12 protein-coding genes are annotated in these 14021 nt (G+C 68.9%); 9 read left to right on the top strand and 3 right to left on the bottom strand.

Features of this window, described 5'->3' with window-relative positions:
- Positions 1-87 precede the first annotated feature (87 nt).
- The 3 genes from AC3WXD_RS33300 (at position 88) to AC3WXD_RS33290 (ending at position 2959) form a co-directional block, all read left to right on the top strand.
- The gene (locus AC3WXD_RS33300; protein WP_492325534.1) at positions 88-1134 is read left to right on the top strand and encodes an ABC transporter substrate-binding protein; all 1047 of its coding nucleotides are present in this window, start codon (positions 88-90) and stop codon (positions 1132-1134) included.
- Positions 1135-1291: 157 nt separating this feature from the next.
- A complete protein-coding gene (locus AC3WXD_RS33295) occupies positions 1292-2104 on the top strand; it encodes an ABC transporter ATP-binding protein (protein WP_020206727.1) in 813 nt (270 codons plus the stop codon).
- A gap of 63 nt (positions 2105-2167) precedes the next feature.
- Positions 2168-2959 carry an ABC transporter permease gene (locus AC3WXD_RS33290; RefSeq protein ID WP_020424019.1) on the top strand — a complete coding sequence of 264 codons (792 nt, stop codon included), beginning with the start codon at positions 2168-2170 and terminating at the stop codon, positions 2957-2959.
- Positions 2960-3137: 178 nt separating this feature from the next.
- On the opposite strand, the gene AC3WXD_RS33285 is transcribed toward AC3WXD_RS33290, so the two are convergent.
- The gene (locus AC3WXD_RS33285) at positions 3138-5177 is read right to left on the bottom strand and encodes an alkaline phosphatase D family protein (protein ID WP_492325533.1); all 2040 of its coding nucleotides are present in this window, start codon (positions 5175-5177) and stop codon (positions 3138-3140) included.
- Between the two features lie 282 nt (positions 5178-5459).
- Positions 5460-6434, bottom strand: coding sequence for an NADPH:quinone oxidoreductase family protein (locus tag AC3WXD_RS33280; RefSeq protein WP_020206724.1), 975 nt, complete (start codon positions 6432-6434; stop codon positions 5460-5462).
- Between the two features lie 276 nt (positions 6435-6710).
- Between AC3WXD_RS33280 and surE the strand changes: the two genes are divergently transcribed.
- The 5 genes from surE to AC3WXD_RS33255 are packed head-to-tail and all read left to right on the top strand — an operon-like array spanning position 6711 to position 11272.
- A complete protein-coding gene (gene surE / locus AC3WXD_RS33275) occupies positions 6711-7463 on the top strand; it encodes a 5'/3'-nucleotidase SurE (protein WP_492325532.1) in 753 nt (250 codons plus the stop codon).
- A 31-nt stretch (positions 7464-7494) separates the two neighbouring features.
- A complete protein-coding gene (locus AC3WXD_RS33270) occupies positions 7495-8391 on the top strand; it encodes a protein-L-isoaspartate(D-aspartate) O-methyltransferase (RefSeq protein ID WP_492325531.1) in 897 nt (298 codons plus the stop codon).
- 8 nt (positions 8392-8399) lie between these two features.
- Positions 8400-9254, top strand: a complete 855-nt coding sequence (locus AC3WXD_RS33265) for a peptidoglycan DD-metalloendopeptidase family protein (RefSeq protein WP_020206963.1) — start codon at positions 8400-8402, stop codon at positions 9252-9254.
- A gap of 6 nt (positions 9255-9260) precedes the next feature.
- Positions 9261-10427, top strand: a complete 1167-nt coding sequence (rpoS, locus tag AC3WXD_RS33260) for an RNA polymerase sigma factor RpoS (protein ID WP_059413350.1) — start codon at positions 9261-9263, stop codon at positions 10425-10427.
- Positions 10424-11272: a 3'-5' exonuclease gene (locus AC3WXD_RS33255; protein WP_029044439.1), complete on the top strand. Its 849-nt coding sequence runs from the start codon at positions 10424-10426 to the stop codon at positions 11270-11272. The genes rpoS and AC3WXD_RS33255 overlap by 4 nt, the downstream gene beginning before the upstream one ends.
- Before the next feature lie 94 nt (positions 11273-11366).
- On the opposite strand, the gene AC3WXD_RS33250 is transcribed toward AC3WXD_RS33255, so the two are convergent.
- Positions 11367-12236, bottom strand: a complete 870-nt coding sequence (locus tag AC3WXD_RS33250) for an endonuclease/exonuclease/phosphatase family protein (protein WP_492325530.1) — start codon at positions 12234-12236, stop codon at positions 11367-11369.
- Positions 12237-12553: 317 nt separating this feature from the next.
- On the opposite strand from AC3WXD_RS33250, the gene rlmD reads away from it, so the two are divergent.
- On the top strand, positions 12554-13882 hold the full coding sequence (gene rlmD, locus AC3WXD_RS33245) for a 23S rRNA (uracil(1939)-C(5))-methyltransferase RlmD (protein WP_020206968.1): 1329 nt from the start codon (positions 12554-12556) through the stop codon (positions 13880-13882).
- Positions 13883-14021 lie beyond the last annotated feature (139 nt).

Raw genomic sequence — 14021 nt, 5'->3', positions numbered from 1 at the left:
CCGCTAGCATCGCAGCTTGCCGCTGCGCGGCACTGCGCCGCGGAGACAACGGGCAGGACGAGCGGATAGAACAGGTAGGAGAAAGCAATGTATAACAAGAAATTCTGGAAGCAGGCGCTGATCGCGCTGGCGCTGTTCCTGGCGGGCTGGTTCACCTTCGGCAGCCAGGCCCAGGCCCAGGGCAAGCCCGAGAAGACCAAGGTCACTGTCGCCGTGGGCGGCAAGAACCTGTTCTACTACCTGCCGCTGACCATCGCCGAGCGCCTCGGCTACTTCAAGGACGAAGGCCTCGACGTCGAGATCGTCGACTTCGCCGGCGGCGCCAAGGCGCTGCAGGCCGTGGTGGGCGGCAGCGCGGACGTGGTCTCCGGCGCCTACGAGCACACGCTGAACCTGCAGGCCAAGGGCCAGCAGTACCAGGAGTTCGTGCTGCAGGGCCGCGCCCCGCAGATCGTGCTGGTGGTCTCCAACAAGAACCTGCCCAACTTCAAGTCCATCGCCGACCTCAAGGGCAAGAAGATCGGCGTCACCGCGCCCGGCTCGTCGACCAACATGATGGCCAACTTCGTGCTGGCCAAGGCCGGCCTCAAGCCGTCCGACGTGTCGTTCATCGGCGTGGGCGCCAGCGCCGGCGCGGTGGCCGCGATGCGCTCGGGCCAGATCGACGCGATGGCCAACCTCGACCCCGTGGTGTCGATGCTCACGCAGAAGAACGAAGTGCGCATCGCCTCGGACACGCGCACGCTCAAGGACACCCAGGCCGTGTTCGGCGGCAACATGCCGTCGGGCTGCCTCTATGCGTCGGCCGCCTTCATCCGGCAGAACCCGAACACCACGCAGGCCATGACCAACGCGATGGTGCGCGCGCTCAAGTGGCTGCAGAAGGCCGGCCCGTCCGACATCGTCAAGACCGTGCCGGAGAGCTACCTGCTGGGCGACCGCGCGCTGTACCTGGCGGCGTGGGACAAGGTCAAGGAAGCGATCTCGCCGGACGGCGTGATGCCGGCCGACGGCCCCCGGACCGCGCTCAACACGCTGCAGCAGTTCGACCCGGAGCTCAAGGGCAAGGCCATCAGGCTGGATGACACCTTCACCAACGCGTTCGTGCTGAAGGCCAACGCCAAGTACAAGTAAGCCACCGCCCGCGCCACGGGAACCGGCGGCCCGCTGCGCGCAGCGGGCCTTTGCATTTGCGCCGCGGGCAACCCGCGGCGCCAGTATTCCACCGCGGCCCGGGGCCGCGCGGCGGTGCCGGGCACCGCCGTCGCCCCGGGCCGGCACAGAGCCAGCCATGAGCACTGCCGCACTTTCCCTCGACAACGTCACCTGCACCTTCGTCTCGCGCGAGGACCGCAGCCAGCGCTACACCGCCGTCAAGGACGTCACCCTGGCCATCGCGCCGGGCGAGTTCGTCTCCGTGGTGGGGCCGACCGGCTGCGGCAAGTCCACCCTGCTCAACGTCGGCGCCGGCCTGCTGCAGCCGTCGGCCGGCGAGGTGCGCGTGTTCGGCGAGCCGCTGCGCGGCATCAACGCGCGCGCCGGCTACATGTTCCAGGCCGAGGCGCTGATGCCGTGGCGCAGCGCGCTCGACAACGTGATCGCCGGACTCGAGTTCCGCGGCGTGCCGCGCGCCGAGGCCGCGCGGCAGGGCGAGGCCTGGCTGCGCCGCGTCGGCCTGGGCGGCTTCGGCGACCGCTATCCGCACCAGCTCTCGGGCGGCATGCGCAAGCGCGTGAGCCTGGCGCAGACGCTGGTGCTGGACCCGGACATCATCCTGATGGACGAGCCGTTCTCCGCGCTCGACATCCAGACCCGCCAGCTGATGGAGAACGAGGTGCTGGAGCTGTGGGCGGCCAAGCGCAAGGCGGTGCTGTTCATCACCCACGACCTCGACGAGGCCATCGCCATGAGCGACCGCGTGGTGGTGCTGTCGGCCGGGCCGGGCACGCACCCGATCGGCGAGTTCGCCATCGACCTGCCGCGCCCGCGCGACGTGGCCGAGATCCGCAACCACCCGCGCTTCGTCGAGCTGCATGCCGCCATCTGGGACGTGCTGCGCGAGGAAGTGCTCAAGGGCTACGCGCAGCAGCGCAAGGTGGCCTGAAGCGGCCGCCGCCGCAACCCCGGCATCCGCCATCCAATCCGGTCCGACTCTATTTCTATCCTCATGGCATTCCGTCCCGATTCCAAGGGCATGCTGCGCTTCTGGCAACTGCTCGTCCTCGTTGTGATCCTCGCCGCGTGGCACTTCGCCACGCGCTCGCAGCAGGTCGCGTTCTTCTTCGGCGAGCCGCTGATGGTGGCCCAGCGCATCTGGAGCTGGTTCGTGGTCGAGCGCGACATCTACCTGCACCTCGGCGTGACGCTGGCCGAGACGCTGCTGGCGTTCGGCATCGGCACCGCGGCCGGCCTCGGCGTGGGCCTGTGGCTGGCGCTCAGCCCGCTCACCTCGGCCATCCTCGACCCGTACATCAAGGCGGCCAACTCGATGCCGCGCGTGATCCTGGCGCCGATCTTCGCGGTGTGGTTCGGCCTCGGCATCTGGTCCAAGGTGGCGCTGGCGGTGACGCTGGTGTTCTTCATCGTGTTCTTCAACGTCTACCAGGGCGTCAAGGAAGTCAGCCCCGTGGTGCTGGCCAACGCGCGCATGCTCGGCGCCAACCAGCGGCAACTGCTGCGCCACGTCTATCTGCCGAGCGCGACCAGCTGGGTGTTCTCGTCGCTGCATACCTCGGTCGGCCTGGCCTTCGTCGGCGCGGTGGTGGGCGAGTACCTGGGCTCGGCCAGCGGCGTGGGCTACCTGATCCTGCAGGCCGAAGGCACCTTCGACATCAACACCGTGTTCGCCGGCATCGTGGTGCTGACCGCGGCGGCGCTGGTGCTGGACACGCTGGTGGGCAGCGTGGAAAAGCGGCTGATGAAGTGGCAGCCGCGCACGGGGGAGACGGAGAAGCTGTAAGGCGGCCGGGGCAATGAACGACGCCGCCGGTTTTTTCGGCACGGCGGCATTCGCCCGCGCCGGCCCTCTCCCCCGACCCCTCTCCCGCAGGCGGGAGAGGGGAGCAAACCGGCGGCCGACCGTGGCGTCGCCGGCAAGCTGGCAAGCCGGCAAGTCCTCAAGCCAGCAAACCCCCAGATCAAACCACCGTGACCGCCGCCACGCCCGCCGCCACCTCGATCACCTGCGTGCTGGCCGTGGCCGGCAGCGCCGGCGCGGTGCCGTTGGCCTGGGTCTTGAGCTTGTGGAACTCGCAGCTCAGCTTGGCCGCGGTCAGCGTCACCACGGCGTAGCCCTGGGCGTCGGAATCGACGTGCTTGATCCACGGGTTGAAGGCCTTGAGCGTGTCGTTGAAGGTGTTGACCACGGTGCCGCCCTGCGTGACGTACACCAGCGGCTTGGCGGCGGCGAAGGCGGCGTCGGTGTCCACCACGCTCTTGAAGTAGCTCTGGAACGAATTGCTCGACAACCCGGCCGTGACCAGGTCCACCATCACCGGCACCGGCGTGGCGGCGTCGTAGTCGTCCATCACCGGGCCGGCGAAGAACGCGTGGATGTCGCCGGTCAGCGCCACCACGTTGGCGATGCCCTGGGCCTTGAGGAAGGCCATCAGGCTCTTGCGCTCGGCGTTGTAGCCGTCCCACTGGTCGGCGTTCAGGATGTACTGGTCGAGCAGCGCCACCGGCGGCAACTGGGCGTCCAGCAGGGGCTTGATGCCGGCGTCGAAGGTTGCGCCGGGCATGTTGACGGGCGCCGCGCCGAGCAGCGCCTTGAGGTTGGCGTAGGTCACCGCGCCGGGGTAGGTGCCGCCGCTCTTGGCGGCGCTCAGGTCGGCGGCCAGCGCGGCGGTCATGGCGGCCTGCAGCGGCGCCAGCGCCGCGTTGGCCTGGACCAGCGCGGTGGCGAACATGGCGGCGATGGCCTGGGTGCCGTCGATCTGCATGCGCAGCAGCGAGACCTCGTTGCCCCACAGCTTCCAGGTGGTGGCGGCGCTGCTCATCTGGGTCTGCCACCAGGCGCGCTGGGTGTCGCCGAGGATGGAGACCGGCGTCAGCGCGTTGCCGGCGCCGGCGATCTTGGCGCCTTCGAGCGCGGCCAGCGTGGCCTTGGGCACGAAGTAGCGGCTGCCGATCTCGCTGCCGGCGGCCTGCTCGGGGATCACGTGGTCGGCGCGGTAGAGGCGCTCGTCGGTCATCACCAGCGTGGCCAGGTTGCCGAAGGTGAAGGCGCGGTAGATCTGGATGTTCTGGAACGAGGGGTTGTTCAGGTCCAGGCTCACGTCGGCCGGCATGAACTCGAACCAGGCCTGGTTGGCGCTGCGGCGGCGCGCGGTGCGCGGCGTGGCGTCGTCGGCGACGCTGTAGGTCTGGCGGTCCTGCCAGCAGTCGTCAGAGAACTCGTGGTCGTCCCAGATGGCGATCACCGGGAAGCGCGCGTGCAGGGCCTGCAGGCGCGCGTCGCCGCGGTAGGACTTGTACAGATAGCGGTAGTCGTTGACGGTGGTGGCGTAGGTGGCGCCGTCGTCGCGCAGCGTGCCGTCGGGCAGCTTGAGCTGGGCGTGGCGGCTTTCCACCGCGCCGGTCTGGAAGCTGGCGCCCACGGTCTCGTAGATGTAGTCGCCCACGTGGACGATGAAATCCAGGTCCTGCGCCACCAGCTCTTCCATGCCGGCCCAGTGGTTCACGCTCCAGTCCTGGCAACTGACGAAGGCGAACTTGAGCTGGGTGAGCGGCGTGCCGGCGGCCGGCGCGGTGCGCGTGCGGCCGACCGGGCTGGTCTTGCTGCCGACCACGAAGCGGTAGTAGTAGGTGGTGGCCGCGGCGAGGTTGGTGACTTTGTTGCGCAGCGTGTAGTCCCAGTCGGGCAGCGCGCTCAGGGTGTCGTTGACGAGCAGCGTGGAGAAATCGGACTGGGCCGATACCTGCAGCTTGACGGCGACCGGCTGCTTGCCGTTGTCGCCTTCCACGCGGGTCCACAGCACGATGCTGTCGGGCTTGGGGTCGCCCGAGGCCACGCCGTGCAGGAAGCTGAAATTGTCCGCGGGGTTTGGCGCGGCCGGCGCGGCGGGCTGCGCCGGATCCGGCGTCGCGCTGTCGTCGCTGCCGCAGCCGGCCAGGCCGGTGGTGGCGACCGAGACGGTGATGAAACTTCCCCATTTCAAGAATCGGCGACGATCCATGGCTTGTTTCTCCTTATAGGTGGATGCGTTGGCTGCCGCGCACGCGCGCGTTGGCTCAGCCCGCGATTCTTGCCTCGCCGCGTGACTGCTGTGTGTCCGGGGATACCCGCGATATAGAGGTTTCCTACGAATCGCCGCGCGGCGCTCCCGGCGCGGCCGCGGCCGCGCCCGAAACGGAAAAGCGCCCGGATGCGTCGAGCATCCGGGCGCTTTTTTCCCGGCTTCCGCTGGGCGTGCCGCGCGGCGCCGCGAGGCGCGCGTCAGCGGGTCACGGCATGAAGGTCACGGCACGATCACGATCTTGCCCGTGACCTTGCGCGCTTCCATGTCCTTGAGCGCCTGCGGCGCCTGCTCGAGCGGATAGCGCGCGGAGATGTGCGGGCGGATCTTGCCTTCCTTCATCCAGCCCAGCATCTGCGCCATGTTGGCCTGGTTGGCCTTGGGCTCGCGGCGCGCGAAGTCGCCCCAGAACACGCCCACCAGCGAGGCGCCCTTGAGCAGCGCGAGGTTCAGCGGGATGCGGGGGATCTCGCCGTTGGCGAAGCCCACCACGAGATAGCGGCCGCGCCAGCCGATCGAGCGGAAGGCCGGCTCGGCATAGACGCCGCCGACCGGGTCATAGATGACGTCCGGGCCCTTGCCGTCGGTCAGGGCCTTGACGCGCTCGCGCAGGTCCTCGGTGCTGTAGTTGATCAGCGCGTCGGCGCCGTGTTCCTTGCATACCGCCAGCTTTTCGTCGGTGGACGCGGCCGCGATCACGCGCGCGCCGATGGCCTTGCCGATCTCGATGGCCGCAAGGCCCACGCCGCCGGCCGCGCCGAGCACCAGCATGGTCTGGCCGGCCTTCAGCTCGCCGCGGTCCACCACCGCGTGGTGCGAGGTGCCGTAGGTCAGCGTGAACGCGGCGGCGGTCTCGAAGTCGATGCCCGGCGGCATCGGCACCACGGCGCTGGCGGGGGCTTTCGCCTGCGAGGCGAAGGCGCCGTTGCCGAGATAGGCGATGACCTTGTCGCCGGGCTTGACGTGGGTCACGCCCGCGCCGACGGCATTGACCACGCCGGCCAGTTCCGAGCCCGGCGAGAAGGGCAGCTGCGGCTTGGCCTGGTATTTGTTCTGGATGATGAGGACGTCGGGGAAGTTCACGCCGGCGGCCTTCACGTCGATCACCACCTCGCCCTGGGCGGGCACGAGGTCGGGCAGGGTTTCGAGCACCAGCGAATCGGGCGGGCCCCAGGCTTTGCACAGTACGGCTTTCATCATGTCTCCGGTATATGGTCGTCGGCGTCGTCGTGTCCCCCGCGCGGCGGCGCACGGGGGCGCGAACACGGGTGCACGCGCGCGCCGTGCCGGCTGCGCGGGCCTCGCGCCAGGCGGGTCCTGCAACATCCTGCAACAGGCCCGGGCAAGTGTAGCGCAAAATAGCACGGTCGTTCTGTTAGCTCCCGCGCGGGCATCGCCGCGGCGCGGCGGCGCGCTGTCTTTTGCGGCGCGCGCGCGGCTTGCGCGGCATTCTTGTCAGGTACAATCGCGGCCATGCATATCCTTCTCGCAAACGACGACGGCTACCTGGCCCCCGGCCTCGCCGCGCTGCATGCCGCGCTGGCGCCGCTGGGGCGCATCACGGTGATCGCGCCGGAGCAGAACCACAGCGGCGCATCGAATTCGCTGACGCTGCAACGCCCGCTGTCGATCTACGAGGCGCGCGAAGGCGTGCAGAAGGGTTTTCGCTTCGTCAACGGCACGCCGACCGACTGCGTGCACATCGCGCTGACCGGCCTGCTCGAGGAAAAGCCCGACCTGGTGGTGTCCGGCATCAACCAGGGCCAGAACATGGGCGAGGACGTGCTGTACTCGGGCACCGTCGCCGCCGCCATCGAAGGCTTCCTGCTCGGCATTCCCTCGATCGCGTTCTCGCAGGTGGACAAGGGCTGGACCCATCTCGACGCCGCCGCGCGCGTGGCGCGCGACATCGTCGAGCGCTACATCGCCAGGCCCGCGGCCGAGCCGTTCCTGCTCAACGTCAACATTCCCAGCCTGCCGTTCGAGCATATCCGCGGCTACCGCGCCACGCGCCTGGGCAAGCGCCATCCGTCCCAGCCGGTGATCACGCAGGTCAACCCGCGCGGCGACACCAACTACTGGATCGGCCCCGCCGGCGACGCGCGCGACGCGAGCGAGGGCACGGATTTCCATGCCACCGGCGAAGGCTACGTCTCGCTGACTCCCTTGCAGCTCGACCTGACGCACCGCGCCCAGCTCGAGCAGATCAACCAGTGGCTGGCATAAGCCCGTCTTTCCTGCGCTGTCCCCGGCCGACATGAGCACTGCCCCGCGCCGCCCGAAATTCCCGCTCTCGCTGGACGCCGTCGTCGAGCGCAAGCCCGCGCCGGCACGCACCGCGGGGCTGCCGGCCGTGGGCGGCGCGCGCGGCGCGGCGGTCGCCAAGGCGGCGAAGGCGCGCGCGCCGGGCGTGCCCGCGCCGGTGCCGCCGGCCAGCGCGGTGCAGGCCCGCGCCAGCGCCGCCACCGCGGGCGGCGGCATGGCCTCCGGGCGCGCGCGCGGCGCGCTGGCGGCCCGGCTGCGCGCGGCCGGCATCCGCGACGAGCGCGTGCTCGACGCCATCGCCACGGTGCCGCGCCACCTGTTCGTGGAGCCGGGCCTGGCGTCGCAGGCCTACGAGGACGCGGCGCTGCCGATCGGCCACCAGCAGACCATTTCCAAGCCGTCGGTGGTGGCGCGCATGATCGAGCTGCTGCGCGACGGCCTGGCCGCCGACGAGCCGCTCGCGCGCGTGCTGGAGATCGGCACCGGCTGCGGCTACCAGGCGGTGGTGCTGAGCCTGGTGGCCAGCGAAGTGTTCTCCATCGAGCGGATCCGTCCGCTGCACGAACAAGCCAAGGCGAACTTGCGGCCGCTGCGCGTGCCAAACCTGCGCCTGCATTACGGCGATGGCATGCTGGGCCTGCCGCAGGCGGCGCCGTTTTCCGCGATCATCCTGGCGGCTGCCGGCATGGAGGTGCCGCAGGCGCTGCTGGAGCAGCTCGCCATCGGCGGGCGCCTGATCGCCCCGGTGGCGGTGGCGCCCACCGCCGGCGGGCCGGGCCAGACCATCACGCAGCAGTTATTGTTGATCGAGCGGCGCAACCGCCATCGATTTCACCGGACCGCGCTTGAAGCCGTTTTCTTTGTGCCATTAAAATCGGGCACTATCTGAGTCGAACTATGCACAATATCGTGAATACGGAACGTTTCGCCCGCGCCGGGCAGCTTGTCACCGCCTCGTTGCTGCTGTCGCTGCTGGCGGCCTGCGCCTCTTCGCCGATGCCGGCTCCCGTGGTGGACCGCACTTCCGGTGCCGGCGTGGCCGGGGTCGCGCCGCTGGAGCCGGCGCCGCCCGGCTACTATCGCGTCAAGCGAGGCGATACGCTTTATCGAATCGCGCTCGAGAACGGCCAATCCTATCGCGACGTGGCGGGCTGGAACCAGCTCACCAATCCGAACCAGATCGAAGTGGGTCAATTGTTGCGCGTGGCGCCGCCGGGCGCGGACGTGAACGCCGGCACCGGCGTGGCCACCATGCCGGTGACGCCGGGCGCGGTGCAGGGCCAGCCGATCGACCAGGCACGCCCGGTGCCCGTGCCGCTGCCGGCGGCCTCGGCATCGTCGGCGCCCGGCACGACCGCCGCGCCGGCCTCGGCCGCGGCGGCCGACAGCGGCATCAAGCTGGCCTGGCCGGTGACCGGCCAGTTGATCGGCCACTTCGACGAAAAGGGCAACAAGGGCATCGATATTGCCGGCAAGAAAGGCGATCCGGTGCAGGCGGCGGACGATGGCCGCGTGATTCACGTTGGCCCCTTGCGCGGCTACGGGAATCTTGTCATCATCAAACACAACGATACATATCTCACTGCGTATGGCCACAATGACAAGGTGCTGGTCACAGAGCAGGCAACGGTCCGCAAGGGGCAAAAGATTGCAGAGATGGGCAACAGTGACACCGATCGTGTGAAACTGCATTTCGAGGTAAGAAAGAACGGGAAACCAGTCGATCCGATGCGGTATCTGCCGCCACAGTGAGGATTCATGGCACGCCAGAAAACTGTCTCAACCGGAAGCACCAGCCGGACCCGGCGTTCCAAGCAGCCGGAGATGCAGCAGACCGCTGGCGTGGCCCAGGCCGATGCCGAGGCCGATGCCTACGACCAGGACCCGGCCGCCGAGCTGGTGCCGCTGACCGATGAGCCGATCACGGCGGGCGGCACCGCCGGCCTGCGCGAGGCCGACCTGATGGTCGAGGAAGTCGAGCGCCAGGCCCGCGACGAAGAGGACGAGGAATCCGACGACGAGGAAGAGGGCGAGAGCGAGGCCGCCGCGCCCGACCACGACGACTTCCGCACCGTGCTGCACACCGAGCTGGCAGCCGACACCGTCCAGCACTACCTGAACCGCATCAGCATCAAGCCGCTGCTGTCCGCGCCCGAGGAGCTGCATTTCTCCACGCTGGCCAAGGGCGGCGACTTCTCCGCGCGCCAGGTCATGATCGAGCGCAACCTGCGGCTGGTGGTCAGCATCGCCAAGGGCTACCTCAACCGCGGCGTGCCGCTGCTGGACCTGATCGAGGAAGGCAATCTCGGGCTGATGCACGCCATCGAGAAATTCGATCCCTCGCGCGGCTTCCGTTTCTCGACCTACGCCACGTGGTGGATCCGCCAGAGCATCGAGCGGGCCATCATGAACCAGGCGCGCACCGTGCGCCTGCCGGTCCATGTCATCCGCGAGCTCAACCAGGTGCTGCGCGCCAAGCGCCATCTGGAGAAGGGCGGCACGGACGGGCGCGACGCGAGCCTGGAAGACATCGCCCACCTGCTGGGCAAGACCCCGGACGAAGTGCAGGACGTGCTCGCGCTCAACGAGCACACCACCTCGCTCGACACCCCGTTCGACCTCGACCCCGGCTCCAGCCTGCTGGATTTCCTCTCGGACGAGCATAACGCCGCGCCCGACCAGGAAGTCGCGCACCGCGAGCTGGAAAACCTGATGAAGCAGTGGCTCGCGCGGCTGTCGGAGAAACACCGCTACGTCGTCGAGCGCCGCTTCGGACTCAACCATATCGAGCCGGCCACGCTGGAAGAACTTGCCGAGGAAATGGGGCTGACGCGCGAGCGCGTGCGCCAGATCCAGCAAGAGGCGCTGGTCAAGCTCAAGCGCCATTTCGCTTCCCAAGGCGTGCGCAAGGACGCCGTTCTATGACACCTGTGCTGGTATTCGACATCGAGACGATTCCCGATGTCGATGGTTTGCGTCGTCTCCACGACCATCCCGATTCCATGACCGACGCCGAAGTCGCGGAGCATGCCTTCGCGGCGCGGCGCGAGAAGAACGGCAGCGATTTCCTGCCCCACTACCTGCAGCGCGTCGCCGCGATCTCGTGCGTCCTGCGGCGCAACCAGCGCGACGGCAGCCCGGTGTTCCACGTCGGCTCGCTCGGCACGCCGGAAGACGGCGAGGCCGTGCTGATCCAGAAATTCTACGACCTCGTGGCGCGCTACTCGCCGCAGATGGTGTCGTGGAACGGCGGCGGCTTCGACCTGCCGGTGCTGCATTACCGCGGGCTGGTCCACGGCATCGTGGCGCCGCGCTACTGGGAGATGGGCGAGGGCAGCGAGTCCGACAGCCGCGAATTCAAGTGGAACAACTACATCAGCCGCTACCACATGCGGCACCTGGACCTGATGGACCTGCTGGCGATGTACCAGCCGCGCGCCAGCGCGCCGCTCGACGATCTCGCCAAGCTGTGCGGCTTTCCCGGCAAGATGGGCATGGACGGCAGCAAGGTCTGGCAGGCCTACCAGGACGGCCAGCTGGGCGCGATCCGCGACTACTGCGAGACCGACGTCGTCAACACCTACCTGGTGTACTGCCGCTTCCAGCTGATGCGCGGCGGCCTCACGCCGCGGCAGTTCGATACCGAGGTCGAGTTCGTGCAGCAGTCGCTGGCCGAACTGCCCGGCGCGCAGTGGATGGACTACCTGCGCGCGTTCCGCATCAAGCCGGTGTACGCCGGCGGCGATGACGAGGAAGAACCCGAGATCTGACCCCGCCGCGGTGGCTGGTTTTGCCGGCTGTCCTGTCGCGCCCCGGTCCGGCCATGCCGCGCCGGGGCGTTTGCCATGCGGCCACGGCCGCCGGCTATTCGTCCGCGAGCGACAGATAGATGGGCTGGTGGTCGGAGGCCTGCGTTTCGCCGTCCACCTCGCAGCACAGCAGTTGCGGCAGCAGGTCTTCGGTGAGGAAGACGAAGTCGCAGGCGAACGGCGGCTGCGGCCATTGTTCCTTGTCGTGCAGCGCGCAGGTGGGCGCGTGCGGCTGGCCCGGGTGGGCGCGCATCCAGGCGTCGTGCCACGCCACCGTGGCGGGCTCGTGCGGGCTGTCGTAGGGGGCCAGCATGCGCAGGTAGGCGATGTCGTCGGGCGCGCTGTTGAAGTCGCCGCACAGCACGGCCGAGACCGGGCGCGGCTCGGGCGTGAACGGGCCGGGCTTGTGCTCGCGCCGGCCCGGCTGGCTGGCGTGCTCGCATGCCTCGCGGTGCCAGACGCGCAGCGCGTCGGCCTGCGCCGCGCGCTGGTGCGTGGAGTAATACTCGAGGTGGGTGCAGATCACGCGCAGGTGGCGCTCGCCGGCCACCACGGTGGCTTCCAGCGCCACGCGCGGCATCGACGGCACGGTCGGGTCGGCGGGCCAGGGCAGGGTATGGCGGAACACCTCGCGCACCGGCAGCCGGGTGGCGATCAGGTTGCCGAACTGGCGTGGCGAGCCGTCGGCGTCCAGCCGGTCCACGCCGGGCGCGTAGAGGATGCGGTAGCCGGGCAGCAGGGCCGTGAGCTCCGCCACCTGGTCGGCGCCGGGGCCGCCCGCGAGTTCGGCGTAGCCGCGCGTCACCTCCTGCAGGCACAGCACGTCGGCGTCGGCGATGGCGCGCAGGGTCCGCACGGTGCGGGCGAGGTCGACGCGCCCGTCGGCGCCGCGGCCCCACTGGATGTTCCACGAGATCAGTTCCATGTCGTCTCCTGCTCGGCTGCCGGCCCGGGTTTGCGCGCAGCATCCATGTTGCGCCAATCGGCAGCGCTTGTCCCGTGCTGGTTTCAGGCCGGCCGGGCGCCGCCATCGTGGTCGGACGCGGCCGCGTCTGGACTACAATCGCGCTTTCGCAAAACAATATGACAGTTCCCCAGGTGTCCCAAGCCGTGACTCGACCACAAGCCCAACCGGCGCCAGGAAATGGCGTGCAAGCCGCATCGCCGGCTTCTGTTCCCGCTTCCGTTCCCGCTTTTGTTCCTGCCTCCGCGCCTCCGGCTTCCCCGGACGCCGCGCTGCCGGTGGTGCAGATCCACAGCCTCGACATGGAGGCGCGCGGCGTCGGCCGGCTGGTCAACGAGGACGGCACGCCCGGCAAGGTCATCTTCGTCGAGGGCGCGCTGCCCGGCGAGACCGTCAGCTACCGCAGCTTCAAGCGCAAGGCCAGCTTCGAGCAGGCATCGCTGGTCGAGATCAAGCACGCCACGCCGATGCGCGTGAAGCCCGGCTGCCAGCATTTCGGCGTGTGCGGCGGCTGCTCGATGCAGCATCTGGACTCGCGCGCGCAGCTGGCGATCAAGCAGCGCGTGCTCGAGGACGATCTCTGGCACCTGTCCAAGCTGCGCCCGGACGTGGTGTTCCGCCCGATCGCCGGCCCCGACTGGGGCTACCGCTACCGCGCCCGCCTCACGGTGCGCTACGTGGCCAAGAAGGGCGGGGTGCTGGTGGGCTTCCACGAGCGCAAGAGCAGCTTCGTCGCCGACATGACGCGCTGCGAAGTGCTGCCGCCGCATGTCTCGGCCATGCTGGTGCCGCTGCGCGAGCTGGTGACGGGGCTGTCGATCCGCGACCGCCTGCCGCAGATCGAGCTGGCCGTGGGCCAGGACGTGACCGTGCTGGTGCTGCGCATCCTGGAGCCGCTCACCGCCGCGGACGAAGACCTGCTGCGGGCCTTCGCCGACCGGCACGGCGTGCAGTTCTGGCTGCAGCCCAAGGGCCCGGACACGGTGGCGCCGTTCTACCCGCTGGACCGCGAGCTGGCCTACACGCTGCCGGAGTTCGGCATCCGCATGCCGTTCAAGCCGACCGACTTCACCCAGGTCAACCACCAGATCAACCGCGTGCTGATCGGCCGCGCGCTGCGCCTGCTGGACGCCCGCCCGGAAGACCGCCTGCTCGACCTGTTCTGCGGCATCGGCAACTTCACGCTGCCGCTGGCCACGCGCGGCCGCTCGGTGATGGGCATCGAAGGCAGCGAACTGCTGACCTCGCGGGCGCTGGCCAATGCCGCCCGCAACGGGCTCGACCACAAGACCGAGTTCGCCTGCCGCAACCTGTTCGAGGTCGGCGCCGAGGACATCGCCGCGCTGGGCCGCTTCGACCGCTGGCTGGTCGACCCGCCGCGCGAGGGTGCGCTGGCGGTGTGCAAGGCGCTCGGCGAGCTGGCCCAGGCTGGCAGCGATGTGCTGCCCCGGCGGATCGTCTATGTGTCATGCAGTCCGGCGACGCTGGCGCGCGATGCGGGGCTGCTGGTGCATGAGGCGGGTTATCGGTTGTCGGGGGCGGGGGTGGTTAATATGTTTCCGCATACTTCGCATGTGGAGTCTATTGCGGTGTTTGATCGGGGATGAAGGGGGGATTTGGCTTTTGAGAAAGTTAAAATCTAAGGCTTAACTTCAAAGTCAACGGCTTTAACGTCAAAGTCAAAGGCTTTCGCTCCTCCGGAGCGACCTACTTTCTTTTGTCCGAAAAGAAAGTAGGCCAAGAAAG

The sequence above is a fragment of the Cupriavidus sp. FW216-B1 genome (assembly GCF_058789195.1).
Note: the sequence above shows the minus strand (reverse complement) of the source record. Positions and strands in the feature narration are given on the sequence as shown.